This is a genomic window from Streptomyces sp. NBC_00207 (assembly GCF_045160965.1).
In the GTDB taxonomy this organism is placed as follows: domain Bacteria; phylum Actinomycetota; class Actinomycetes; order Streptomycetales; family Streptomycetaceae; genus Streptomyces.
The window spans coordinates 591681-616968 of record NZ_CP130715.1; the positions used below are offsets into that span (position 1 = coordinate 591681).

Annotated in this window: 21 protein-coding genes; 6 read left to right on the forward strand and 15 right to left on the reverse strand. The window is 72.7% G+C overall.

The genetic code is table 11. The features are described from left to right. Positions 1-38: 38 nt before the first annotated feature. Positions 39-1253 carry a hypothetical protein gene (locus OG472_RS03130; protein WP_405940853.1) on the forward strand — a complete coding sequence of 405 codons (1215 nt, stop codon included), beginning with the start codon at positions 39-41 and terminating at the stop codon, positions 1251-1253. A 79-nt stretch (positions 1254-1332) separates the two neighbouring features. Next, the gene (locus tag OG472_RS03135; RefSeq protein ID WP_405827571.1) at positions 1333-2193 is read left to right on the forward strand and encodes an alpha/beta fold hydrolase; all 861 of its coding nucleotides are present in this window, start codon (positions 1333-1335) and stop codon (positions 2191-2193) included. On the opposite strand, the gene OG472_RS03140 is transcribed toward OG472_RS03135, so the two are convergent. Then, positions 2190-3695, reverse strand: coding sequence for a SpoIIE family protein phosphatase (locus OG472_RS03140; protein ID WP_401614388.1), 1506 nt, complete (start codon positions 3693-3695; stop codon positions 2190-2192). The genes OG472_RS03135 and OG472_RS03140 overlap by 4 nt on opposite strands. 224 nt (positions 3696-3919) lie before the next feature. After that, the gene (locus tag OG472_RS03145; RefSeq protein WP_405827573.1) at positions 3920-4570 is read right to left on the reverse strand and encodes an HAD family hydrolase; all 651 of its coding nucleotides are present in this window, start codon (positions 4568-4570) and stop codon (positions 3920-3922) included. A gap of 139 nt (positions 4571-4709) precedes the next feature. Between OG472_RS03145 and OG472_RS03150 the strand changes: the two genes are divergently transcribed. Beyond that, on the forward strand, positions 4710-5807 hold the full coding sequence (locus OG472_RS03150; RefSeq protein ID WP_405940854.1) for a DUF5954 family protein: 1098 nt from the start codon (positions 4710-4712) through the stop codon (positions 5805-5807). A 12-nt stretch (positions 5808-5819) separates the two neighbouring features. Here OG472_RS03150 and cutA read toward each other — a convergent pair whose 3' ends face one another. Together cutA and OG472_RS03160 are read right to left on the reverse strand one after the other, a co-directional pair. Beyond that, positions 5820-6143 (reverse strand): divalent-cation tolerance protein CutA, encoded by a 324-nt coding sequence (cutA, locus tag OG472_RS03155; RefSeq protein WP_401614382.1) that lies wholly within the window; start codon positions 6141-6143, stop codon positions 5820-5822. Between the two features lie 46 nt (positions 6144-6189). Beyond that, positions 6190-8421, reverse strand: coding sequence for a sulfatase-like hydrolase/transferase (locus OG472_RS03160; RefSeq protein ID WP_405827577.1), 2232 nt, complete (start codon positions 8419-8421; stop codon positions 6190-6192). Between the two features lie 140 nt (positions 8422-8561). Between OG472_RS03160 and OG472_RS03165 the strand changes: the two genes are divergently transcribed. After that, the gene (locus OG472_RS03165; RefSeq protein ID WP_405827579.1) at positions 8562-9473 is read left to right on the forward strand and encodes a formylglycine-generating enzyme family protein; all 912 of its coding nucleotides are present in this window, start codon (positions 8562-8564) and stop codon (positions 9471-9473) included. Positions 9474-9502: 29 nt separating this feature from the next. Here OG472_RS03165 and OG472_RS03170 read toward each other — a convergent pair whose 3' ends face one another. The 4 genes from OG472_RS03170 to OG472_RS03185 are packed head-to-tail and all read right to left on the reverse strand — an operon-like array spanning position 9503 to position 13183. After that, positions 9503-10612 (reverse strand): aryl-sulfate sulfotransferase, encoded by a 1110-nt coding sequence (locus tag OG472_RS03170; RefSeq protein ID WP_405940855.1) that lies wholly within the window; start codon positions 10610-10612, stop codon positions 9503-9505. 26 nt (positions 10613-10638) lie between these two features. Beyond that, on the reverse strand, positions 10639-11634 hold the full coding sequence (locus tag OG472_RS03175) for an ABC transporter substrate-binding protein (protein WP_401614374.1): 996 nt from the start codon (positions 11632-11634) through the stop codon (positions 10639-10641). A 56-nt stretch (positions 11635-11690) separates the two neighbouring features. Then, entirely contained in the window at positions 11691-12407 is a 717-nt protein-coding gene (locus tag OG472_RS03180) for an ABC transporter ATP-binding protein (RefSeq protein WP_405827584.1), read from the reverse strand. Beyond that, positions 12404-13183, reverse strand: coding sequence for an ABC transporter permease (locus tag OG472_RS03185; protein ID WP_401614370.1), 780 nt, complete (start codon positions 13181-13183; stop codon positions 12404-12406). Before OG472_RS03185 ends, OG472_RS03180 begins: the two co-directional genes overlap by 4 nt. Positions 13184-13311: 128 nt before the next feature. On the opposite strand from OG472_RS03185, the gene OG472_RS03190 reads away from it, so the two are divergent. Further along, positions 13312-13881: a helix-turn-helix domain-containing protein gene (locus tag OG472_RS03190; RefSeq protein ID WP_405940856.1), complete on the forward strand. Its 570-nt coding sequence runs from the start codon at positions 13312-13314 to the stop codon at positions 13879-13881. Positions 13882-13943: 62 nt separating this feature from the next. Then, positions 13944-14483, forward strand: a complete 540-nt coding sequence (locus OG472_RS03195; RefSeq protein ID WP_405827586.1) for a rhodanese-like domain-containing protein — start codon at positions 13944-13946, stop codon at positions 14481-14483. Positions 14484-14545: 62 nt separating this feature from the next. On the opposite strand, the gene OG472_RS03200 is transcribed toward OG472_RS03195, so the two are convergent. The 7 genes from OG472_RS03200 to OG472_RS03230 form a co-directional block, all read right to left on the reverse strand. Then, entirely contained in the window at positions 14546-15832 is a 1287-nt protein-coding gene (locus OG472_RS03200; RefSeq protein ID WP_405827588.1) for an extracellular solute-binding protein, read from the reverse strand. A gap of 266 nt (positions 15833-16098) precedes the next feature. Beyond that, on the reverse strand, positions 16099-17136 hold the full coding sequence (locus OG472_RS03205; protein ID WP_405827589.1) for an aldo/keto reductase: 1038 nt from the start codon (positions 17134-17136) through the stop codon (positions 16099-16101). Then, positions 17133-21038, reverse strand: a complete 3906-nt coding sequence (locus OG472_RS03210; protein ID WP_405940857.1) for an ABC transporter ATP-binding protein — start codon at positions 21036-21038, stop codon at positions 17133-17135. The genes OG472_RS03205 and OG472_RS03210 overlap by 4 nt, the downstream gene beginning before the upstream one ends. Continuing rightward, entirely contained in the window at positions 21035-22420 is a 1386-nt protein-coding gene (locus OG472_RS03215; protein ID WP_401614358.1) for an LLM class flavin-dependent oxidoreductase, read from the reverse strand. The genes OG472_RS03210 and OG472_RS03215 overlap by 4 nt, the downstream gene beginning before the upstream one ends. Continuing rightward, positions 22404-23225 carry an ABC transporter ATP-binding protein gene (locus OG472_RS03220; RefSeq protein ID WP_405827594.1) on the reverse strand — a complete coding sequence of 274 codons (822 nt, stop codon included), beginning with the start codon at positions 23223-23225 and terminating at the stop codon, positions 22404-22406. The genes OG472_RS03215 and OG472_RS03220 overlap by 17 nt, the downstream gene beginning before the upstream one ends. Continuing rightward, positions 23201-24211 (reverse strand): ABC transporter permease subunit, encoded by a 1011-nt coding sequence (locus OG472_RS03225; RefSeq protein WP_405827596.1) that lies wholly within the window; start codon positions 24209-24211, stop codon positions 23201-23203. Before OG472_RS03225 ends, OG472_RS03220 begins: the two co-directional genes overlap by 25 nt. Further along, complete coding sequence (locus tag OG472_RS03230) at positions 24208-25272, reverse strand: ABC transporter substrate-binding protein (RefSeq protein ID WP_405940858.1); 1065 nt, start codon at positions 25270-25272, stop codon at positions 24208-24210. Before OG472_RS03230 ends, OG472_RS03225 begins: the two co-directional genes overlap by 4 nt. Positions 25273-25288 lie beyond the last annotated feature (16 nt).

Below are 25288 nucleotides of genomic sequence, written 5' to 3' on the forward strand. Positions count from 1 at the left end.
GCTTCGGCGCACGCCGGGGTGCGCAGTAGCATCCCCGGATGCCGAACATCGAGACCCTCACGCCCGCGGCGGGCCAGGCCGACGCTGCCGGGCTGCGGGCGTACGACGCCGATCTCCTCGTGCGGTGCGCCGTCGACCGTGAGCAGCCCTGGTGGCGCCGCACGGCCTGCGTGGACGCGCTGACCGGCCGGGTGCCCGAAGCGCGGGCCGGTGAACTGCTCGCGTGCGTACGCGACACCGAGGACTCCGGGACGGTCCGCAAGGCCCTGCTGGGCCTCCTCTCCGACCGGGCCGAGCTCCTCCCCTGGCTGCGGCACGAGGACCGGCGGCGCAAGGACGCGTACGGCATGCCGGAGGCGGTCCTCCAGGCGCGCGGGGCCCTCGGCGACCGAACGGCGGCTGCCGAGTTGGCGACCCTCGCGTTCAGCCACTGGCGGACGAAGCGGGCGATCGGGGAGGCCGGGCTGGACGCGCTCGTGGAGCGGCACGGGGTGGAGGCGGTCCTCTCCGCCCTCGAAGGCGGGCGGCCGGAGGACCGAGCCGTCTCCGTGCGCATGCGCCACCGCGCCGGTGGGGACGTCACCGACGCGCTCGCCGACCCCGACCCGCAGGTGGCCCACCTCGCGGAGTCGCTGCTGACCTGCCCGGACCGGGTCCGTGCCTATCTCGCCGAGGCTCCGACGCCCGACGCCGCGCTGTGGGCCGCGTACGCGCTGCACCGGCTGACGGGTGACGCGGCGCAGACCCGGGCCGCGTACGAGGCGCTGGGGCGCCCCCGGGTGGAGGTCGAGGGGCTGGACGAGGAGGTCCGGCGGGCGATCGTGCACGAGTACGGGCACGACTGCGCGAAGCAGAGCGACCCGCGCTGGCGGATCGAGGCCCTGTGCACCGAGCCGCCGCAGCCACCGGACGAGGAGCGGCAACTGGCCCTGGCCACGGCCGCGCTGGCAGGGGCGGGGCTGGCTCCCCGTGCCCCGCTCTCCTGCGGCGAGGCCCACCGCCAGGGCGGCGGTACGTACCACGTCATCAGGTACGGGGAGGGCGGCCGGAGCGAGGTCTTCATCAGCACGCTGGGACGGTTCGCCGGCGACCACGAGGACGACCCCGCCGTCCGCGCCGCTCTCGAAGCGGCCGGATTCCGCTGGATCGGCGGGTCCACCGGGTCGATCCGCGTCACCGGCCTCGGCGTCTACTACTTCGGGGCGCGCGACCCGCTCGACATCCACACGCTGCTGTTCTACTGGCAGGACTGAGGGGAGCCCCCGATCGGGCCCGTCGGACGGTCCTTAATCCGATGTTCGACATGCGGTGCGCCGCCTACAGTGACGGCCGATGACACTCTTACACGCACATGACCACGGGGGCGACGGCCCCCAACTCGTTCTCCTGCACGGATACGGACGGTCGCTCGCCGACTGGGACGCATCGGCCGCCCTCCTCACCGCCGGGCACCGTGTTCTCGCCGTCGACCTTCCCGGACACGGCCGCTCTCCCTCCCTCTCCCCCTGGACCATCCCCGCCGTGGTGCGGCACATCGCGGACACGCTCGACGCGCACGGCGTGCCGGAGGCCGTTGTGGTGGGCCATTCCCTGGGCGGAGTCGTCGCGGTCGAGTACGCCCGGGCGAACCCGGTCCGCGCCCGTGCCCGCGCCGCCGTGAATCTCGACGGCTTCTGGTGGGGACGCGAGTACCCCGGCGCCGACCGGGTGGGTGAGGGGCTGCTGGCGTCGGCCGGGATCATCGCGTCCCGCGAGTACGTCGCGGAGAAGATCAGCAGCTCCGCCCCGTTCGGGATCCCCGCCGACCGTGCGGAGGCGACTGCCCGTGCGGCCGCACGGCCGTTGCCCGACGGCACGTGGCAGACGCTGCCGGAACGGGTGCAGGCGCTGGAGCTCTTCGGTGAACTCCACAGGATCTTCGAGCACGGTGTCACCCCCTGGCTGGACGGGGTCGACCACCCGCTGCTGGTCGTACAGGCCGGCCGGCAGCTGCCCCCCGCGCCCGGCATGGAGTGGTTCGCTGAATTCAGCGCCCGGTTCGCCCAAGGGGTCTCCGATGAGCTGGCCGCGCTCTCCAGCACCCGGCCGACGATCGGCGTCGACCGGATCGACGCCACCCATCTCATGAACCTGGAGGCTCCGGAAGCGGTGGCGGCACTGGTCGCCGCGTTCGTCCGGGGCCTGCCCGGCTAGCGAATCCGCCCGGCCGTCGGCGTGGCCCTGGCGATGAGCAGGGCCACGTCGTCATGGTCTCCCGGGTGCCGCATGGTGTGCAGAAGCAGGTCGCAGGTCTCGTCCAGCGACCGGCCGGGGTCATCGAGGACCTCCAGGAGAACCGCGAGGCGTGTGTCGATCGGATCGTCTCGGGTCTCGACCAGGCCGTCGGTGTAGAGGACGAGCTGGTCACCCACGTCGATCGCGAGGCTGGTGGTGCGGAAGGCGACACCACAGCCGCCCAGCGGCGCACCGGTGGGCAGGTCGAGGAGCTCGCGCCCGCCGTCCCGACGGAGGAGGACGGGCGGCAGGTGCCCGGCCAGCGCCAGGTGACACTGCGCCGTGTGGGGGTCGTAGACGGCATAGACACAGGTCGCGATGGTGTCGAGACCCTCGGTGACGTGATCGAGGTGGTGCAGGACCTGGGCGGGGTCCAGATCCAGATCGGCCAGCGTCCGGGTGGCGGTGCGCAGCTGGCCCATGCTGGCTGCGGCTCCTACGCCGCTGCCCATGACGTCGCCGACGACGAGTGCGGTCTTGTCGCCGCTCAGGGGGATCACGTCGAACCAGTCGCCGCCGATCTCCATGGTGGCCTGGGCGGGGCGGTAGCGGGTGGCGACCTCCAGGCCCGGTCGCCGGGGTGGCGTGTGGGGCAGCAGGCTGCGCTGGAGGGTCAGGGCGGTGTGGCGCTGTTCCTCGACCGCCCGGTGGCGCTCGGTGACGTCCACGCTGGAGGTGGCGACTCCCAGCACGGTCCCGTTGGGGGCTTCGAGCCGGTAGAACGAGATCGACCAGGCGTGATCGTGATCCGGGTCGGCCGCAGTACGGCCGACGGTGTACTGGTCCACGATGGGCACACCGGTGGCCAGAACCTCACGCATCGCGGCTTCGAAGGACGGGTCCACGGCCGGCAGCACCTCGTGAACGTGGCGGCCGATGTGCTCGGCCGCCGGCACCCCGTTGAGGCGCTCCTCTGCCGGATTGACGGAGACGTACCGCAGGTCCGTGTCCAGCACGCCGAGTCCGACCGGTGACTGGGCCACCAGCCTGGCGGACAGTGCCAGGTCCCGTTCGACCTGCCGTACCGTCGCCTGGTCCGCGGCCAGGCCCAGGGCGTAGTACTCCTGCTGGGAGTCGAGCAGACGCATGTTGCGGAACTCCACCATGCGGGTGCTGCCGTCCTTGTGCCGGACGGGGAACGCTCCCACCCAGCTGCCCCCGCCTTCCATGACCTGGGCGAACATGCCCATCACGAGCGGCAGCTGCTCCTCGTGGACCAGCAGGCGGCCCGCGAACGCGCCGAGGGCCTCCTCGGCGGTGTATCCGAACAGGTCCTCGGCCTGCGGGCTCCACAGATCGATCCTGCCGTCGGCGTCCAGGAGAACGGCGGCCACCTTGAGCACGTCGAGCAGGCCGCCCGGCCCGGACGCGGCGGCCCGCTCCCCGTCGGGTCCGCCCCCCAAGGGCTCGATTGCACCCATCTCCGGGCTCTCCTTCCGGCCGCCGAGGCTGTGCCCCTGGCTGCGGCGCCGTGCCGGGCCGTGATCACGTACCGGCGTGTGTGCTCCCGGCCATCTCATCGTCCCCCGCCACGGGATGCACGTGCACGCCACGCCGTCGGGGGAGTGACCCTTGCGCCTGCCGGGTCGGGCCGCAGCTGCCGGGCGGCTCCTCTGGATGGTCCGGCGCGGCGGGCAGCGGGGGGTTACCGGGCGGTTATGAGGGTCGGGAGCGTGCGCATGTCGTGGAAGACGGTGGTGCCGGGGCCCTCGAGCCGTTCGGCCGGGGTCAGGCCGCCGGCGTAACCGAAGGCGCGCATGCCGGCCGCGCGGGCGGCCTGGACGCCGGGCCGGCTGTCCTCGACCACCACGCAGGCTGCGGGATCAACTCCCAGCTGCCGGGCGGCGTGCAGGAACAGGTCGGGGGCGGGCTTGCCGCGGGAGACTTCGGTGGCGCTGTAGATGCGGCCCGCGAAGCGTCCGTACAGGCCGGTGCGGCCCAGGGTGTGGCGCATCTTGTCGTGGGATCCGCTGGAGGCCACACAGGTCGGCAAGGTGATCGCGTCGAGTGCCGCGGGCAGTCCCTCGACGGGGGCGAGGTCGGCGTCCACGGCTTCGCGGTGGAGCTGCTCGAACCGGTCCGACCAGATCGCGGCCGTCTCCTCGCCGAGCCGAGCGGCGACCTGCTCGCGAATGGAGGCGTGCGAACGCCCGATGAACCGGTCGACGACCTCGTCCATGGTGAGAGGCCAGCCGAGCTCGGCGCCCAGGGTGACCTGGACGCGTGCCGCGATGCGTTCGCTGTCGACCAGTACACCGTCGCAGTCGAATATGACGAGTTCAATCGGCTTGATCATCCCGGCAGCATAGGCGCCGCCGGCGTCCGGGCCGGCAAGGCCTGGGGTGCCGATCCCTCATACGCCATCGCGCCCCCTCGGGGTGAGGGGAATGAGCGAATCAGGGGCGGTGTCGTGTCGTGGTCGGCAGGATGGAGGCATGGACCGTGGGGATGTGGGGGCGGGCTGGTCCCGGCCGATGGTGGTGCGGGTTCCCGTGGAGCCGGTGGAGGCCGCGGTGGAAGCCGATGCGGTGGACGCCGTGGCGCGTACCGCCGATGTCGTGGTGCGCGGCCCCCTGTTCGGGGTGGCGGCGCAGTACGCGGGGGAATCGCGGTGGCGGGTGGTGCTCGCGGTGACGGACGGTTGCCCGCAGCAGGCGCGCGACGGGCTGAACTCCCGGTTGTGGTTCCGTGCGAAGGACGATGCGCGCGATCGGGCCGAGCGGCGCGCGCTGCTGGCGGCGGTCGCCCGGCTGGAGAGCGAGCGCGTCGACGAACTCGACGTGGCGGGGACCCGGTACCGGGTCGTGCGGGCCGAGGAGTACGCGGGGGCGGGACCGGGCGGCATCGAGCAGCCGCGGCCCACCGACCCCGAGCCCCTCTCCCCCGACTGGCACCGTGCCGCCAAGGGGCCGGGGGTCGACGAGGGCCTCGTCCTGGACCCGGATGCGCCGGTCACCCCCACCCAGGCCCTTGAACGGCTGGCCCTTCGGGGCCTGTGCTACACCGGGGAGCGCTTCCCCGAGGACGTTCGCGCCGACGCGCGGCAGGCGCTGGACACCCACCCGGACGTCCTCCTGTTGCCCGCGACCTTCACGGTCGTGGAGCAGACCGCGAGCGGCTGGACTCCGGTCACCGGTCCGCACGTGAGCGCGCACGAAGCCCGCAGGTCATTGGAGTTCGCCCTGACGTGGATGTGGCCGCGGATGCACGGCCACATCCCCCAGGACGCCGGCCCTCACGCCGATGCCCGCACCTGGCCGGAAGACCGCGGGGCGGGCGGGTCGACGGACGGCCCGCGGTCCGCGGAGCTGGCCGCGTACGCCGAGGCCGCCGACGCCCTCCGGGCCGGGCGCGTCAATCAGCTGGAGTTCCGGGGCACCGTGTACCAGATCGTCCGCACCCGCCGCCTGCTGCGCTGGGGCCCCGACGGGCCCGAGGGCCCGCGCCCGTCCGACGTCGACAGCCAGGACCCTTCCCGCATCCACCTTCCGCTCGACGAGGACGGCGCCGGCCTCGTCCTGCCCGGAGACTGACCTGCGGCCGTGCTACCCGGCGGTGGTCTCCTTCACCGCCCACGCCAGGTACTCCTCCGAGGCTTCGGCGATCGGCAGCACGATCCACTGCGGCACGGCGTGCGGGTGCTGTTCGAGCACCCACGCCTTCAAGGCGGCTGCCTTCTCCGTGGTCGTCTGGAATGAGAGCCGGTACTCCCGCTCGTGGCGTATGGCGCCCTTCTCCCAGGAGAAGGTGGTCATCCGCGCGTCGATGTGCACGCCGGCCGTCAGCCGGGCCTCCACCGCAGCCCGCCCCATCTCGTACGCCTTCCCCTCGTCGTTCACCGTCGTCTGTGCGATCACGATGCCCGCCACGCTGGTCCTCCTCGATCGGGTTCACCCGACCCTACCCACGGCCGGTTCAGACCACGGTCACCCGGGCGAGGGCCCAGGAGGTGTGGTCGAAGGCCGTATTGGCGTTGGCGTCCTCGACGACCAGGTGCAGCAGCTTCACCCCGCGCACGTCGATGTCCACCTGCACGGGACCGCCCGCGCCGGTCAGTTTGCCGCTGGTGAACAGCACCTTCCCGTCGCCCCTCACCGAGGCCTTCGTCGCGCCGGTGGCGGCCTGGTTCTTCGAGAAGTCGTCGATGCCGACGAGTGCGGTGAAGCGGTCCGCCGCTCCGCCGAGGTGGTAGACGATCTCGGAGGGTGCATGGACGCCGAGGCCCTTCGCGTACGTCACTCCGCCGAACGAGATCGGCGTACCGTCCCCGGCCGCGCTGCGCCCGTTGGACCGGTCCCGCTCCACCGGCCCCCAGCCGTTGGTGGCCGACACCCACGCGAGATCGCTCAGATAGGCGTCGGCAGCCGGCGCCGGCGGGACCGTGGAAACCCGTTCCGTGGCGGAGTAGCGCAGGGGCCCGGTCGGTGACTCGGCGGTGCCGTCGACGGTCAGCGGCCACTGCGTGCCGGCGGCGGCCGTCGCCGGCGGCCTGACCTTCCAGGTCGTGGTCAGCGTGGCACCGGCGGCCAGCAGGTCCTGGCCGGTCGCGGCGGTCGCCCGGACCTGCCAGCCCGCGGGAGCCCTCAGCGCGAGGAGTGCGCGGGTCCAGGGCTTGCCCGACCCGTTGCCCAGGGTCGCGGTGACCGTGAATTCCTCACCGGACACGGCCGGCCCCTGGATCTGCGCGCGGACTCCGTACGGCTTGCGGACGTACGTGTCCACCCACGAGGAGCGCATGAGGGTGACCAGGCCGGCCGCAACCGACGGGTTGGCGTCGGCGACGTTGCGCTGCTCGCCGAGGTCGGAGGCGAGGTCGTACAGCTCGACCTGCCACTGCGCGTCGGGCAGCGCGTGGTCCCTGACGGGCGCGAACCGTACGGCCTTCCAGTCGTCCTTGCGCACGGCCTCGGCGAGCCAGGTGGCGCGGCCGCCGTCCTCGGTGTCGGCGCGGCTGGTGACGCCGCGTTCGTCGCGGTACCAGTACAGGTGGTTGTGGCGTGCGGCGGCCGGGCCCCCGGCGAGCAGCGGGGCGGCCGACAGTCCGTCGATGTCCGTGGGTGCGGGTGCGCCGCCCAGCTCCGCCAGGGTGGGGAGCACATCGGTGAGCGGGGTGGGACGGTCGCTGGTGCGGCCGGCTCCGATCCGGCCCGGGGACCAGGCGATCAGGGGGACGCGGATGCCGCCCTCGTAGAGGTTGCGCTTGTAGCCGCGCAGCGGGCCGTTCGCGTTGAACAGGTCGGGGTTGACCCCGCCTTCCTCGTGCGGGCCGTTGTCGCTGGTGACGAGGACGACGGTGTTCTCGGCGATGCCGAGCGCGCGCAGCCGGTCGGTGACCTTGCCGACGAGCGTGTCGAAGTAGGTGATCTGGGCGGCGTGGCCCTTGTTCTGCTGGCTCCAGGTACGGGAGGCGTACGCGCCGACGTCGGGGATGTCGCTCGGTGCGTGCGGCACGGTCGGTGTGAGGAAGAGCAGGAAGGGCTCGGCGGCGTGGTCGCCGATGAAGTCGAGCGCGCGCTGTTCGATGAGCTGGGGTGCGTAGGCGCCCTTCGCGCCGCCCGCATTGGCGGCGATCGTCTCCTTGGCGCCGTTGTGCCACAGGTACTGCGGGTAGTACTCGTGGGCGTGCCCGTGGTCGATGTATCCGTAGAACTCCTCGAAACCACGGGAGTTGGGGTGGCTGGGCTGGTCGCCCTCCTCCGGCCCGAAGCCCCACTTCCCGATCACCGCGGTCCGGTAGCCGCGGGCGCGCAGCACTTCGGCGAAGGTGGTGTCACCGGTCTTCAGCGCGCCGGGGGCGCCGCCCGGATTGGCCCGGACGGCTGAGTGGCCCGTGTGCAGGCCGGTCAGCAGGGAGCAGCGGGACGGTGCGCAGACCGCGGCCGTCGAGTAGGCGTCGGTGAACCTCAGGCCCTCGGCGGCGAGCTGGTCGATCCGCGGTGTGGTGATCAGCTTCTGGCCGTACGCACCGAGGTCGCCGTAGCCGAGGTCGTCGGCGAGGATCACGACGAGGTTCGGAGTCGGCGGCGCGACGGCCGTTGCCGCCGGGGTCGACTGGGCTGACGGGGCCGCCTCGGCCTCTGCGGCGGAGAGCGCGCCGAGGCCGAGGGCGGCCGCGGACCCGGCGAGGAAGTGGCGGCGGGTGGGCATCGGGGGCTCCTTGGCTCTCACGGACGGAATGCGATCATGCGGAGAACACCGGCCCGATGGCCATGCACATGGCATTAAAAGCGTGTGACAGCCCTTGTCCCGGCGTGTGCGGCGGAACCGCGATCGTGCAGAGTGACGGCATGTCATCCCAGGTCAGGGCCTGCTGTGCGGCTTCGCGCGGGCCGGTTCCCACGCTCTCGGTCCTCCCCCCGCCGGCGGTCCGCTCTCCCGTCTCCTCCTCCCCGCTCTCCCGGGAGGGCATGGCGCTGGTGCCCGGCGGCGCCTTCCGGATGGGCAACGAAGACGAGGCCGCCAACGCCCAGGACGGCGAGGGGCCGGTGCGCGAAGTCGTCGTGACCCCCTTCCACATCGACGAACGGGCGGTATCCCACGCCCAGTTCGCCGCGTTCGTGGACGCCGTCGGGTACCGGACGATCGCCGAGCGGCTCGGCTGGTCGTACGTGTTCGCGGGCCTGCTCGCACCGGAGACGGTGCTCGCTTCCCCCGCCCCGCCGGGCACGCCGTGGTGGCGCGGCGTGGCGGGCGCGTCGTGGCGCGAGCCGTACGGACCCGGCTCTGCGCCCGAGGACGGACATCCGGTGGTGCACGTGGCCTGGTACGACGCGGTGGCGTACGCCGCGTGGGCGGGCAAGCGGCTGCCGACGGAAGCCGAATGGGAGTACGCGGCCCGTGGCGGGCTGGATCAGGCACGCTACCCCTGGGGCGATGAGCTCACCCCCGGCGGGCAGTGGCGGTGCAACATCTGGCAGGGCGAGTTCCCCCTGGTGACGACCAAGGAGGACGGCTGGGTGGGCACGGTGCCCGTCGACGCGCACGAGCCGAACGGCCACGGCCTCTACAACACCGTCGGCAACGTGTGGGAGTGGTCGGCCGACGCGTTCGCACCGGGCAGCGGCACCCGCGCGATGCGCGGCGGTTCGTACCTCTGCCACGACTCGTACTGCAACCGGTACCGGGTGGCCGCGCGCACCGGCAACACCCCGGAGAGCAGCAGTGGGAACATCGGTTTCCGCTGCGCGGCCGACGCATAGCGTGGCCGCGCAGCCGGAACCGGTGCCGTTCAGAGCCAGGGGAACCGGTCTGCGGAGTAGCGGTAGGCGCGGAAGACTGAGTTCTGGGCGCCGGCCGAGGACTCCAGGCCCACGCCTTCGCCGAAGGAGCGGAACTGCGGGACCACGAACTCCCACACCACGTCACCGTCGGGCGTCACCTCGAAGAGCCGTCCGAAGGAGCCTTCGGCGATGAAGGTGTTGCCGTTCGGCAGGCGCTGGGCGCTGGACATGTACGGGCTGAAGAAGTTCTGCGGCGGGTTGTCCTCGTACGCCCACACCTCCTTGCCGGTGTGCGGGTCGAGCTCCAGCACCCGTGAGTACGGAACCGAAGTGGTGTCACGGTAGGTGCCGTTGTCGAAGACGAGGATGGTGCCGCCCGCCAGCTCGTGCGGATGGTGCTGCTGGGCCAGGACGTCCGGGCCGATGCGCCACCGGACGGACCCGTCGGCGCGGTCGACGGCCACGGTGGTGGACGCGCTGCGGAAGCCCACCACGATCGAGCCGTCGGCGCTCTCGTTGACGGTGTTGGCCATCGGCCAGTGGTTGCGGGCGAAGTGCGGGTTCAGCGGCACCTCCTCCGGGTCCAGGTGCTCGATGGCGGCCCAGCGCCACACGATCTCCCCGTCCCAGGTCAGTTCGTACACCACGTCCCCGTAGATCACCCCGCCGGGCGCCTCGGATCCGGGGATGCCGCCCCGGATCCGGGCCGCGTCGGCCGGGTCCAGCGGCTCGACGGCCCCGATGATCAGGTTGCCGTTGCGCAGGATCGAGGCGTCGTGGTGGTGGAAGGGATGCCTGACCTCGCGGATCACCGTGGAGTCGGGCGCCAGTTCCTGGAAGATGCCGCCGTGGTAGACGTCCCAGATGGGGAAGAGGGTGGGGCTGCTGGTGTCCTTGGCCGCGTAGAAGAGGTTCCCGTTGGGGAGGAGCTGCGCCTGGCGGCCGGGCGGGTGCGGGGAGTTCCAGGTGTGGACGGACCGGCCCTCGATGTCGACGAGGTGGATCTCGCCGGCGCTGGTGATCGGGGTGTAGAGGGTGTGGCCGCCGTAGCTGCGCTCGGCGTCGTGGGCGATCAGGCCGACGCCGCGGCGGCGCAGGGTGTTCTGGTCGACGGTCATGAGGATCTCCTCGAGTGGGGTGTGGTTCAGCGGACGGTGACGGCGGCGGGGTCGACGGCCGTCAGGGGGCCGGGGTTCAGGTAGCGCAGCAGTGCGGTGCGGTCGGCGGCGCCCGGCAGGTTCTGGGCGGCCTTGGCCCAGGCGGCCTCCTCCTCCAACTGCGCGAGCAGCTCGGGGGTGAGGCTCGCGCCGTAGGTGTAGCGGGGCTGGTAGCCGTCGACGTAGCCGGCTTGGAGGGCGCCCTTGGACTGGGCCACCACGGCCTGTCGGGCGCCGGCCGGGTCGTCGCCGATTCCGCGCTGGGCGCGCACCAGGGTGCGGAGCACGGCGGCTGTGGTCTCCTCGCTCGCCTTGGGGCCCGCGATGAGCAGGGTCCGCGCCGTGTAGCCGGTGAACGGGAGCTCGGCGTACCGCTCGCCGAGCGTGGTGCGCGCGGCGTCGTAGAAGCTGGGGAAGGTGACGCCGGCGTCGATGTCGCCCCGGGCCAGCGCCGGAGTGACCTGGTTCGGGGCGAGGTTCACCACGGTCACGTCCGCGGCCGTCAGCTGTACGGAGCCGAGCATCCGCGACAGCGCGTACTCGACGTTCGTACCCTGCGGGACTCCGATCTTGCGGCCCTTCAGCGCGGCGAAGCCGGTGATCTGCCGGTCCGTCCGGGTGAGTATGCGCCAGTCGGAGAAGCGGGACAGGTCGGCGACGATCCGCAGGTCCCGCCCTCCGAGCGCGGCCGTGACCGCGGGCAGGTCCCCCACGACGCCGAGCTGCGCCTGGCCGCCCAGCACGGCGTTCAGGGCGTCGCGCCCGGTCGGCTGGGTGGTCACGGTGGCGTCGATGCCCTCGGCGGACCAGAGTCCGCGCTCCTGGGCCACGTAGACGGGCGCCCCGCCGAGGTAGTCGCTGGCGGCGAGGGAGACGGCCGGGCGGCCGGCTTCCGTGGGGCCGGGGCCGCCGGCGCAGCCGGAGGTGAGGGCGCTGAGCAGCGCCGCCGTCAGTACGGCGGCCACCGCGCGGGGTCTGAGCATGGGGAAGTCCTTCCGGGGACGGGGGTGAAGCGGGCAGGAGAGGGGATGGAGGGGCCTCAGTCGGAGCCGAGGTGGCGGGCGATCAGTGAGCGCAGGTCCGGGTCGGGGGGTCCGTCGGGCACCGGGTGGTCGGCCAGCACCCGCCCGGGGGACCCGCCGAGGACGACGACCCGCTGGGCGAGGGCCAGTGCCTCGTCGATGTCGTGGGTGACGAACAGCACGGTGGTGCCCCTGCGCTGCCACAGCTCCCGCAGCAGGCGCTGCATACGGGTCCGGGTCAGGGCGTCCAGGGCGCCGAACGGCTCGTCCATCAGGAGCACTTCGGGCTCGGCGGCCAGGGCGCGGGCCAGCGCGACGCGTTGCTGCATGCCGCCCGAGAGCTGCGCGGGGTACTTGTCGGTGCCGTCCGCGAGGCCGACCTCGGCGAGCGCCTCCAGGGCGCGCCGGCGGCGTTCCGCACGCGGCAGCCCGAGCCGTTTGAGCGCGAACTCGACGTTGCCGCGGGCCGTGCGCCAGGGGAAGAGCGCGTAGTGCTGGAAGACCACGCCGCGGTCGGGTCCCGGTCCGCGCACGGGGCGGGAGCCCGCCGTCACCCTGCCCGTGGCGGGCGGTACGAACCCGGCCACGGCGCCCAGCACCGTCGACTTGCCGCATCCGCTCGGCCCGAGCAGGGCGGTGAACGAGCCCGCGGGCAGTTCCAGGTCCGTCCGCTCCAGCACGGGGGCGGCGCCGTAACCCACGGACAGCCCCTCCAGACGTACGGCCCGGCTCATGACGTGCTCCAGTGCACGAACCGGCGGCCGATCGCGGCCAGTACGAGGTCGACGGCCACGCCGAGCAGCCCGAGCACGAGCAGCCCGGCGAACATCCGGTCCACCCGCAGGAACTGGCCGTCCACCTGGAGCCGGTAGGCCAGACCGCTGTCCGCGCCGCCCAGTTCCGCGGCCACCAGGGCGAGCAGCGCGACCGAAGCCCCGTAGCGCAGCGCCGCGAGCAGGGCGGGCGCGGCGGCGGGCAGCAGCACCTCGATGAACCGCCGGTGCAGCGGTGCCCCCAGCGACCGGGCCGCCCGCAGGTGGGAGACCGGGACCCGGGACACCCCGTCGTGCACGTAGAGCCATACGGCGAGCAGTACGGCGTACGCGATCAGGAGGCGCTTGGCGGTCTCCCCGATGCCGAACCAGGCGGTGGCGAGCGGTACCAGGGCGATGGCCGGGATCGGGCGCAGGAAGGAGACGACCGGGGTGACGGCGGCGGAGAGCTTGGGCAGGTAGCCGGTGGCGAAGCCCAGGGCGCTGCCGACGAGGGCGCCCAGGGCGAAGCCCTGCCCGGCGCGGGCCAGGCTGGCTCCGAGATCGGCCGCCAGGATGCCGCTGCCGGCGCTGTCCGCGAGCGCGGCCAGGGTCTGGGCGGGCGTGGGGAGGAGTCCCGGAGCCACCGCGCCGGACCAGGCGAGCAGGTACCACAGCGCGAGCACGGCGCCTGCCGCGCCCAGGGCCGGGCCCAGTCGGCCGAGTGTCCGGCCGGGCGGTGAGTGGGTGGCTTGCACGGGGCGTCTCCTCCGTCGTCGATAAGTGAGGTCAATAATTGACCACGCTTATGACGGGAGTGTTGCGGCAGTGCGAAACCTCGCCGGGGCGCCGGACCCCTGATCGGTGATGCGGTACGTTCACCTGCGTGTCTCGACCCGAACCCACGCCCGAGGCGATCGAGGTCGGACGGGTGATCCGGAGCTGTCGCAAACAGCGCGGCGTCTCCATGGCCGTCCTCGCCGCCCGCTCGGGCCTCTCCCAGCCCTTCCTCAGCCAGCTCGAACGCGGCCTCGCCACGCCCAGCCTCAGCTCGATCTACCGGATCGCCGAGGCGCTCGACGTCACGCCGGGAACCTTCCTCCGGCCGCCCGGCCGTCCCGGCGCGGTCAGCCACGAGAGCGACCCTCAGGTGATCCGGGTGACCGAGACCGCGGGGCAGGTCGCACAGGTGCTCATCCCCGGGGGCCGCAGCGCGCTGATGGAGGCGTACGAGCACCACTTCGAGCCCGGCCAGGGCGAGCGCAGCTGGTTCGAGCACCCCGGCGAGGACTTCCTCTACGTCCTGGAGGGCGAGCTGGTCCTGGAGCTCGAGGGCGAGGCGCCGCTGACCCTGCGCGCCGGCCAGAGCGCCCACCACCGGGGCGAAGTCCCGCACCGATGTCGCCTGTCGGGCCCGACCCCCGCCCGCACCCTCCTCGTCATCGCGAACGCCTAGGCCGGCCACACTGCGCCGCCCGCGCGTGCGCGCCCCCTCCCCCGCCAAGGATCTGATCCGCCATGAGTGATTCCGCCGCCACACTGAGCGTCGACCAGGCGCAGCCCCGCCTCGACGAGCTGACCGTCGTCGATGTCCGCACTCCCGCCGAGTTCGCGTCCGGCCACCTGCCGGACGCCGTCAACATCCCGCTCGACCGCATCGGGCGGGCGCTGCCGGAGCTCCGGGAGGCCGCCGGACGCAAGCCGCTCCTCCTGGTGTGCTCCTCGGGCACCCGCTCGGACAACGCCACCGCGACCCTGGCCTCCCACGGCATCCCCGCGTCGAGCCTGAGCGGGGGCACCACGGCGTGGGCCGCCGAGGGCCACGGACTGCAGTACGCGGCCGGCCGCCCACGGGCCGTCTGGGCGATGGAGCGCCAGGTCCGCTTCACCGCGGGCGCCCTCGTGCTTCTGGGCCTGGCCCTGGGCCTGTTCGTCCATCCGGCGTTCCGGCTGCTGTCCGCCGGGATCGCGGCCGGGCTGGTGTTCTCCGCCCTCACCAACACCTGCGGCATGGCGGTCGTGCTCGGCAGACTGCCGTTCAACCGGCGGGTGAAGTAGCCCCTGAAGCCCTCGACGCCCCGGAAGCCGTGAGCACCGCGTCGATGGTCCGCCGGGGGGTGTCAGCCCGTCTTGCCGGCCTCCACCGCCTTGTCCGCGATGTCCTCCAGGACGGCTTTCGGGTCACCGCCCGGTTCCACCGCGCGCCCGATGTTGCGCTTGATCGTGTCGCTGACCGTCACCCACGACGGGTCGTTCACCGGGTAGAGCCGGGCGGTCCGCAGCGCGATCAGGAAGTCCTCGTCGGTCTGGCTGAGGCCGCCGCCGGCCGGGGTGCGCGCGGCGGAGGCGGTGGACGGCAGCAGGTGGTAGCGGCCGGCGAAATCCGACAGGTTCTTGTCCTGGTAGACGAACTCCAGGAACTTTCCTATCTCGGCGCGCCTGTCGTTCTGCTTGAAGGCCACCATCCAGTCGGCCACGCCCACGGTCGGCGGGCTCTCCCCCGCGCCGAGCGAGTCCGACACCGGCATGGCGACGGCGCCGACGTCGATGCCCTTCTCGGCCGCCTGGTGGGCGAGCGAGGGATAGCCGTTGAGCATGCCGACCTCGCCGCGCAGGAAGGCGGCGAAGGCGTCTGCGCGGTTGAGCCGGGAGGGCGGGGTGGGCCCGACCAGACCGGGGGTGACCAGGCTGTCCTTGACCCACTGCCAGGTCCTGATGTTCTGCTCGGAGTCGAGGCTGTACTTGCCGCTGCTGTCCGCGTAGCCACCGCCGTTGCTGAGCTCCCAGATCAACGCCTCGGCGTGCGCCTCCTCCGGGCCCAGGGGCATGGCGTACGGGTACTTCACGTCCTTGTCCTTGAGCGCCTTGGCGGCGGCCTTCAGGTCGGACCACGTCTTGGGGGCCTTCTTGACGCCGGCCTTGGCGAAGAGCGCCTGGTTGTAGAAGAGGAGACGGCTGCTCGCCACGAAGGGCAGTCCGTAGAGACGGCTGTTGACGGTCCCCGCCTCGGCGAGCGGCTGCAGGAAGTTCGCCTCGGCTCCGACCGAGAGGAGCTCCTCCGCGGAATAGAGCTTCCCCTGGGCGGCGAAGTCCGAGTAGGAGCCCATGAGCGCCACGTCGGGCGCCTTGCCCGCCTTCACCATCCGGGAGACCTCGCGGTCGATGTCGGCCCACGGCAGCAGCCGGACCTCGACCTTGATACCGGGGTTGGCGGCGGTGAAGTTGCCGGTCACCTTGTCCCAGTAGGCCTTGGAACTGGTGGCCGGGGTGTCGCCGTACTCGGCGGCCACCAGGCGGAGCGTTCCGCCGTCATCCCCGCCGTCGTCCGAACTGCCGCAGCCGGACAGTGGTATCAGCAAGCCGAGCACGACCGCGGTGGCGGCCGCGCCGAAGATCTTTCGTCGCACGGGTGTATTCCCCTGATGTCGCTTGGATGTCGCTGCTCATGGCACACCCGGCCGAGGGTGGCTGCCCTGCGGCCCGGTGGCCGGAATCATCCCCCGATGTGGGAGTGATTGATTCCGCTCTCGGAGCAGGTGTGGCCGATGATCCAGTCAAGGGCTTTCGCTCTTGTGTCTTCCGACATGCCGCGAGCCGTTCCTACGCGCGTAGAGGCGCCGAAGGCCGGGCGGCCGCCGTCTGTGCCGAGGGCGAGGACGGCGGCCGGGCGCGGTCAGACGCGGGGGCGGCGGCGCAGCAGCGGGTCGGACAGCGCGGGCGGCACGTATCCGGCGTCCCGGGCGGACAGGTTGGTGCCCGGCGGCACGATCTTGTCGATGCGGTCCAGTACGTCCGTGCTCAGCCGTACCCGGTCGGCGCCCAGCTGGCTCTCCAACTGCTCGAAGGTGCGGGGTCCGATGATGGCCGAGGTGACTGCGGGGTGCTCCAGGACGAAGGCCAGGGCCAGTTGGACCAGGGTCAGTCCCGCTTCCTCGGCGAGCTGGGCCAGCGCCTCGGCGGCGTCCAGTTTGGCCGCGTTCTCGGGGTCGGCGATGTCGAAGCGCGCGGCCTGCCGGTCGATGCGGCTGGAGGCGGGCTGTTCGCCGCCCTTGCGGTACCGGCCGGACAGCCAGCCGCCGGCGAGGGGGCTCCAGGTGAGCACGCCGAGTCCGTACCGCTGGGCCACGGGCAGGACCTCGCGCTCGACGCCGCGCGCGAGCAGCGAGTACGGGGGCTGCTCGGCCACCACGCGTTCGCGGCCGCGGCGCTCGGCGAGCCACTGGCCCTCGACGATCGCGGAGGGCTCGAAGGTGGAGGTGCCGATGTAGCGGATCTTGCCCTGGTGGACGAGGTCGCTGAGCGCGCCCAGCGTCTCGTCGAAGTCGGTCTCCGGTTCGGGCCGGTGGACCTGGTAGAGGTCGATCCAGTCGGTACCGAGCCGGCGCAGGCTGTTCTCCACCTCGCGGATGATCCAACGACGGCTGTTCCCCTGATCGTTGGGGTCGCCGCCGAGGCTGCCGTGGAACTTGGTGGCCAGCACCACCCCGTCCCGTCGGCCGCCGGCGAGCGCCTTGCCGACGATGGTCTCCGACTCCCCCGCCGAGTACACGTCCGCCGTGTCGACGAAGTTGATGCCGGAGTCGAGGGCCCGGTGGATGATGCGGACGCTGTCGGCGTGCTCGGTGTTGCCGCGGGCCCCGAACATCATGGTGCCCAGACAGAGCGGGCTCACCCTGACGCCGGTGCGTCCGAGCAGGCGGTGGTCGGTCATCGTGCACTCCCGTTGACGAGTTGATCGGTAGGGGTGCCGGCCGGAACCGGACCCTGCGGACGGAGGGCGGCGGCGCCCTGCCGGTAGGCGTCCCACAGGCGCCGGTACGGGCCCTGGGCGGCGAGCAGTTGGGCGTGGGTGCCCGTCTCGACGACGGTCCCGGCGTCGAGGACCACCACGCGGTCCGCGCGGGCGGCCGTGGTGAGGCGGTGGGCCACCACGACGGTGGTGCGCCGCCGGGTGAGGGCCTCGACGGCCGCGGTGACCCGCCGTTCGGTGGCGAGGTCGAGTGATGCGGTGGCCTCGTCGAGCAACAGGATGTCGGGGTCGACCAGTTCGGCCCTCGCGAGGGCGAGCAGCTGGCGCTGGCCCGAGGAGAGGCCGCGGCCGCGTTCCCCGATCCGGGTGAGATAGCCGTGCGCGAGCGTGGCCACCATCTCGTGGGCTCCGACGGCCCGTGCGGCGGCCTCCACCTCCGCGTCGGTCGCGTCCGGCCGTCCGTAGGCGATGGCGTCGCGGACGCTGCCGCCGAAGAGGTGCGGCTCCTGCGGGACGATGCCAAGTCGGCGCCGATAGCCCGTCAGGTCGAGTTCGCGCAGGTCGTGGCCGTCGACGCGGACGGCTCCGGAGGCCGGGTCGTAGAAGCGGGCGAGGAGCTTGACCACGGTCGACTTGCCCGCGCCCGTGGTGCCGACGAGGGCGACGGTCTCGCCCGGGGCGATGCGCAGCCTGATGCCGTGCAGCACGTCCCGGTCCGATCCGCCCGCGTAGTGGAACGACACGTCGTCGAACTCGATCTCCCCGCGCAGGGTCCCGACGGGCCGCGGCGCGGACGCCGGCGGTGTGCCGACGGGGGTGCGCATCAGGGTGCGCAGACGGCTCATGCCGATGACCGCCTGCTGGTACCCGTCGAAGACGGGGGACAGCTGCTGGATGGGGGCGAAGAACAGCTCGACGCAGAGCAGGAACGCGATCAGGGTGCCCGCGGTCAGCCCGCCGGAGACCACCTGTCCGGCTCCGACGGCGAGGACGGCGGCCGTGGACAGCGTGCCGAGGAACTCGACGAAGGGGAAGAAGGTGCCCATGTACCGCTGCGCCCGCAGCCGGGACTCTCCGAACGCCCGCGCGAGGGCGGCGAAGTCGTCGGCGTTGCGCTGTTCCCGGCGGAAGGCCTGGGTGATCCGCAGGGCCCCGACGTTCTCCTGGAGGCAGGCGTTGACCGTGCTGATCTGCTCGCGGGCCTCCAGATAGGCGGGGACCGAGTAGTGCCGGAAGAGGGCGGTCGCCACGATCAGCGGCGGCAGCGCGGCGAGCAGGACCAGCGCCAGCTGCGCGTCGATGACCAGCAGGGACACCAGGACTCCGAGGACCGTCAGCAGGCTGACGACCGCCGTGATGAGGCCGGTCTGGAGGAAGTTCGACACGGCGTCCACGTCGGTGGTCATCCGGGTCATGATCCGGCCCGCGAGTTCCCGTTCGTAGTAGTCGAGGCCGAGGCGCTGCAGTTGGGCGTACGTCTTGACCCTCAGGGTGTAGAGGAGCCGCTCGCCGGTGCGCCCGGTGGTGCGGACCTGGGCGACGCCGAGCAGCCAGTTGACGGCGACGACCGCGGCAGCCGCGGCGGCGGCCGCCAGCAGGACCCCCCTCGCCTGGCCGGTGACCCCGCTGTCGACGCCGTGCCGGACGAGTACGGGTACGGCGATCTGGGCGAGTGCGTCCACGGCCACCAGCAGGAGCCCGCCGAGCAGCGGGATCCTGAAGGGGCGCAGCAGGGAGCCGAGGCGGAAGGCCGGGTCGCCCGCCACAGCCTGTGCGAGCGGGACGCCGGGCTCGGCGGCGGGCAGCGGGATCCTGGCCAGCGCGGCCAGCAGCTCGGGGGCGGGCGGGGCGGAGCCGAGCACCCCGCTGCCGGGTCCGCCGCGGCCGGGGCCGGAGGCGGCTGCTTGCGCGAGTGCGTTCGCGGCGCGGACCGCGGTGCCCTCGTGGTGGGCGGCAGCTGCCCCGGCAGGGTGTCTCCACAGCTCCTCGGTGACGCCGCCGACCGGAACGCCGGAGGCGCGCGCGGTCCCGGCGGCCGCGTCGGGGGCGTCGGCGCGGTCAGGTCCGTCGGGACGGGCCGGGGTGGACAGCAGGGACCGGAAGAGGGCCGAGCGGGCGCGCAGTTCGTCCGGCGTGCCGATGTCGGTGATCCGGCCGCCGTCCATCAGCGCGACGCGGTCCGCGAGCTCCAGGGTCGATTCGCGGTGGGCGACGATGAGGGTGGTGCGACGGCGGTCCGCCTCCTTGAGGCCGGCGTGGATCTCCGACTCGACACGGGCGTCCAGGGCGGAGGTGGCGTCGTCCAGGACGAGGACGGCGGGGTCGATCAGCAGGGCGCGGGCGAGCGCGACCCGCTGGCGCTGGCCGCCGGAGAGGGTGAGTCCCTGTTCGCCGACGATCGTGTCGTATCCGTCGGGGAGGCGGTCGATGAACTCGTCCGCCCGGGCGAGCCGGGCCGCCTCGCGGACCTGGGCGTCGGTCGCGTCCTGGATCCCGTACGCGATGTTGGCCCGGATCGAGTCCGAGAGGAGGAGGCTCTCCTCGAAGACGAAGCCGATCCGGGAGCGCAGGGAGGCCAGGGTGAGGTTCCGTACGTCGTGGCCGCCGACGGACACGCTGCCGGACCGGGTGTCGTAGAAGCGCGGCAGGAGCGCGGCGACGGTCGACTTGCCGCAGCCGGCCGGCCCGACGAGGGCGAGCGTCTCCCCCGGGCGCACGTCCAGGGTGAAGCCGGACAGCAGTGGGGCGGCCTCGCCGTAGCCGAAGGTCACCTCGTGCCAGGCCAGGGCCGGTGCGGCGGGTCCGAGGTCGCGTGCGCCGGGCGCGTCGGCGATCACGGGTGCCTCGTCGACGACCTCCAGGACGCGTTCGGCGCCCGCGCGGGCCTGCTGCCAGACGGTGAGGAGGGTGGCGACCTGGCGCACCGGCGTGACGAGGGCGCCGAGGTAGGCGGTGAAGGCGAGGAACGTGCCGAGGGAGAGCTGTCCGTCGATGGCGAGCCAGCCGCCGAGGGCGAGGACCGCCACCTGTCCGAGCGCCGGTACGGCTTGCAGCGCCGGGTTGTAGCGGCTGGTGAAGTCGACCACCCGCAGCCGGGAGGCGAAGAGCGCGCGGACGCGTTCCTCGAGGCCGCGCAGTTCACGGTGTTCCTGGCCGAAGCCCTTGACGACGCGCACCCCGGTGACGGTGGCCTCGACGGCGGACGCCACCTCGGCCGCCTCCTGCTGGGCGTGCCAGTTGGCGGGGAAGAGGGTACGGCGGCTGTGCAGGGCGATCATCCACAGGGCGGGCCCGACGACCAGGGCGACCACGGTGAGGAGCGGCGAGAGCCACGCCATGAAGACGAGGGAGACGCCGAACATCAGCACGTTGCCCGTGAGGTTGGGCAGGAACTGGAGCAGGGTCTGGATGAGGGTGATATCCGAGATGGACCTGCTCACGACCTCCCCGGTGCGCAGGCTGTCCTGCTGGGGGCCGCCGAACCGCAGGAGGGCGGCGAAGGCATCGTTGCGCAGGTCGTACTGGACTCCGAGGGAGAGCCGTCCCGAGCGGTAGCGGCGGACGAAGGACGCGCCGAAGCGGACCGCCCCGAGGCAGACCAGGAGCACGATCCAGGGTACGAGGGCGGCGCCGTCCGCGGCGGCGACGTCGTCCACCACGTGGCGCAGCACGAGGGGCAGTGCGGCGGCGGCGACCGCCGCCACCGCGGCGGCTCCGAAGGCCAGCACGACGTCGGTGCGGTGGCGCAGGCTGTAGCCGACGAGCCTGCGTGCCCAGCTTCCGGCCGGCGGTCCGCCGGCGGGGCCGGCCGCCGCGTCGTGCGCGGTGGCCGGCCCCGTCGTGGGGGTGGGACAGCCCGTCATCGGGCCTCCACCAGGCTGGTGCCGGGGTGGCCGGCGCCCGGGGCGGGGGCGTCGAACAGGCGGTTGGCGGGGCGCGGGAGGCCATAGTGCTCGCGCAGGGTCGTGCCGGTGTACTCGGTGCGGAACAGGCCGCGTTCCTGGAGGATCGGGACCACTTGGTCGACGAAGCGCTCCAGCCCCGAGGGCAGTACGGCGGGCATGATGTTGAAGCCGTCGGCGGCTCCGCTCTCGTACCAGTGCTCGATGCTGTCGGCGACCTGCTCCGCGGTGCCGGCGAAGGTGCGGTGCCCGCGGCCTCCGCCGAGCCGCCCGATCAGCTGGCGTACGGTCAGCCGTTCGCGGCGGGCCAGGTCCACGACGAGGGTGTAGCGGCTCTTGGCTCCTTCGATCTCGTCCTCGGTGGGGATGTCGTCGGGCAGTTCGGAGTCGAGGTCCAGGGCGTCCGGGGCGATGCCGAGCCGCTGGGCGAGCTGCCGCTTGGCGTATTCGGGGACGATGAGCCGGTCGAGTTCGGCGTCCAGTTCGCGGGCCTGCGCCTCGGTGTCGCCGATGACGGGGACGATGCCGGGCAGGATCTTGATGCCGTCCGGGTCGCGGCCGAGGGCGAGGGCCCGCCGCTTGACGTCCTTGTAGAAGGCGATGCCCTCGTCGAGGGTCTGCTGCGCGGTGAACACCGCCTCGGCGTAGCGTGCCGCGAAGTCCTTGCCGTCCTCGCTGGAGCCCGCCTGGACGAGGAGGGGGTGCCCTTGGGGGGAGCGTTCCACGTTGAGCGGGCCGTCGACGCGGAAGAACTCGCCTCGGTGGTCGATGGGGCGGACCCGGTCGGCGAGGGTGTGGACGCCGGCCTCCTTGTCCGCGACGACGGCGTCGTCGGCCCAGCTGTCCCAGAGCTTGGTCGCGACGTCGACGAACTCGGCGGCGCGCCGGTAGCGCTCGTGGTGCAGGGGGGTGTCGTCGAGGCCGAAGTTCCGTGCGGCCTCGGCGCCGGCCGTCGTGACGATGTTCCATCCGGCCCGGCCGTTCGAGACGTGGTCGAGGGAGGCGAATCTCCGGGCCAGGTTGAAGGGTTCGTTGTAGCTGGTGGAGGCCGTGGCGATGAGTCCGATCCGGCTGGTGGCCGCCGCGAGCGCGGTCAGCAGCACGGTCGGCTCCAGCTTGCTGGAGGGCCGCCGACCGGGGTCGTTGTAGAGAACGGGGCTGTCGGCGAGGAACACCGAGTCCAGCAGGCCACGTTCGGCGATGCGGGCGAGGTTCTGGTAGTGCGCGAGGCCGGTGCCGCCGTCGGCGGGGCTCTCGGGGAGCCGCCAGGACGCCTCGTGGTGGCCGACCGACATGAGGAAGGCGTTGAGGTGGAGGTGCTTGCGCTCAGGCGTTCGCGACATCGGGGTCGTCCTTCCGGAGGTCATGGTGGTGGTCGGTGGGTGCGGGGTGCTCCGACACGCCGAGGGCGGCGAGCAGGGTGTCCCGGTACTCCTGGAAGCGCGGGTGGCGCCGGCTCCGGGGGGTGGGCAGCTCGACGGCGAGGTCGACGGAGATGCGGCCCTCGTCCAGGACGAGCACGCGGTCGGCGAGCTCCACCGCCTCGTCGACGTCGTGGGTGACGAGGAGGACCGCGGGGCGGTGCCGTTCGTAGAGTTCGCGCAGCAGCCCGTGCATGCGGATGCGGGTCAGGGCGTCCAGCGCGCCGAACGGCTCGTCCGCCAGGAGCAGTTCCGGGTCGCTCACCAGGGCGCGGGCCAGGGCGGCACGCTGCTGTTCGCCGCCGGACAGCTCGTGGGACCAGGCACGCTCCCGGCCCTCCAGGCCGACCTCGGCGAGGGCCCGTACTCCGCGTTCGCGGACGCCGGGTCCGTGCAGTCCGAGGGTGACGTTGTCCAGGACCCGCAGCCAGGGCAGCAGGCGGGAGTCCTGGAAGGAGAGGGAGACCCGTTCGGGGACGGTCAGCCCGCCCGATCCCTCGACGTCGTGGTCGAGGCCGGCCACGGCGCGCAGCAGGGTCGACTTCCCGGAGCCGCTGCGGCCCAGCAGCGCGGTGAACTCACCTGCTCCGATGGTCAGATCGAGTTCCTTGAGGACGGTCCGGTCGCCGAAGCGGCGGACCAGCCCGCTGGTGCGCACCGCGGCCGGGGCGTGGTCCCGTACCCGGGTGCCGGGGTCGGCGGTCAGCCCGCCAGCGTGCGTCGCCACGACAGGGCCCTCCTTTCGATCGCGCGCACCAGTGCGTCGGAGGAGAAGCCGAAGATCCCGTAGGCCACCAGGCCGACGATGATCACGTCGGACTGTGCGTACTGCTGGGCCTGGAACATCATGTAGCCGATGCCGCTGGTGGCGTTGATCTGCTCGACGACGATCAGGCCCAGCCAGGCCGAGGTCACGCCGAGCCGCAGGCCGACGAAGAATCCGGGCAGGGAGCCGGGGAGGACCACCTTGCGCAGGAAGCGCCACCGGCTCAGGCCGAGCACTTCGGCGAGTTCGACGTGGCGGCTGTCGATGCTGGTGAGCGAGGCGTACGTGTTGATGTACATGTTGACCGCGACGCCCAGGGCGATGACCGTGACCTTCATCTGCTCGCCGATGCCCAGCCAGAGGATGAGCAGGGGCAGCATGGCCAGCGACGGAATGGCGCGCTTGATCTGGAGCGGCCCGTCGACCAGGTACTCGCCCGTGCGGCTGAGTCCGGCGAGCACGGCGGCCGCGACTCCGGTCACGACACCGAACAGCAGGCCGAGACCGGCGCGCTGGAGCGAGATCAGCACGTTGCCCTGGAGGCGGCCGTCCGCCACGAGATCGCCCGCGGTGGCGATCACGGTGCCGGGACCGGAGAGGATGCGCGGGTCGAGGACGCCTGCGGCGGACGCCGCCCACCAGACGGCGATGAGCAGGGCGGGCCCCAGGAGCCGGCCGAAGGGGACGCCGCGCCCGGGTCCCAGCCGCCGGGCCTTGCGGGCCGCGGGGCGCCGGCGTCCGGTGTACGGGCCGGAGGGCTCCACGGCGGTGCCGGGCCGGCCGGTCACGGCTGCGGGTGCCGGGGCTTCGGGCCGGTCCGTCACGGCCCCGGGCGTCACCCCCTCGGGCCGGTCCGTCGCAGCCCCGGGCGTCACCGCATCGGGCCGGTCCGTCACGGCCTCGGGTGCCGGGGGCTGTACGCGCAGACCCGTCAGTGCCTCGCTCATGCGCCCTCCCGGTATCCGGCCGGCACGGCGGCGGCCGCGAGGCCCTCGAACCGGCGGTCGAACAGCGTCTTGACGTCGACCTTCGGTACGAAGCCGCCCTCGGCCATCAGGTCCGCGGTCTCCTGCTCCCACGCGATGGCCTTGTCCCAGTTCGCCGGGAACCGGGGTTTCGCGAGGGAGTCGACGATGCGCCGGCCGTCGGCCGCGCTGACGCCCTGGTCCTTGACGTAGTACGCCTCGATCCACTGGTCGGCGTTCTCCCACGCCCAGGCCACGCCCTGCGCCCAGAGGGTGACGTAGCTGCGTACGGCTGCCGCCTTCGCCGGGTCGTTCAGGACCTCCAGGGGCGCCCACAGGACGGTGAGCAGGTCGACCACGTCGGTCGGTACGCCGCGGGCGCCGTCCTTGCCGTACTGGCTCAGGTACTTGGTCAGCGTCGGCTCGCCGAGGGGCGCGACGTCGACCTGCTTCGACTGGAGCGCGGTGAGGAACTGCGTGCTCGGCAGCGCCACCAGCTGGACATCGGAGTTGGCGAGTCCGGCCTTCTTCAGGGCCCGCAGGACGACCACGCCCTGGGCCTGTCCCTGGGAGAAGGCGATCTTCTTGCCCTTGAAGTCCTCGGCGGTCCTGATGGACGAGCCGGGCGCCGTGGCGAAGGTGTACGTGGGGTGGTGGCGTTCCTGCACAGCGACGATCCGGGCCTTCACACCGATGGCTTCGGCCTGGATCGGCGGAATTCCGGCATTGCTCGCGATGTCGATCGAGCGCGCCCGGAATCCCTGGATGATGTCGGGGCCCGCATTGAGGTTGATCCAGGAGGAGACGTTGAAGGGGAGGTTCTTGTCGAGTCCGGAGGTGGCCAGTTGGATCTGCGAGGTCCGCACGGCCACGGCCAGGGACGTACCGGCGGGCGGCGGCCCGGTGGGCAGTTCGCCCACGGGCCCGGAATGGGCCGCGTTCGTTGTCTGGGGGGCACATCCGGCGGCAGCCAGGAAAGCGCCGCCGGCGAGGGTGAGGAATCCTCTGCGCCCCAATCGGGGGGAGGAAGTGCGGGAGGGCATGGATGTTCCTGTTCTC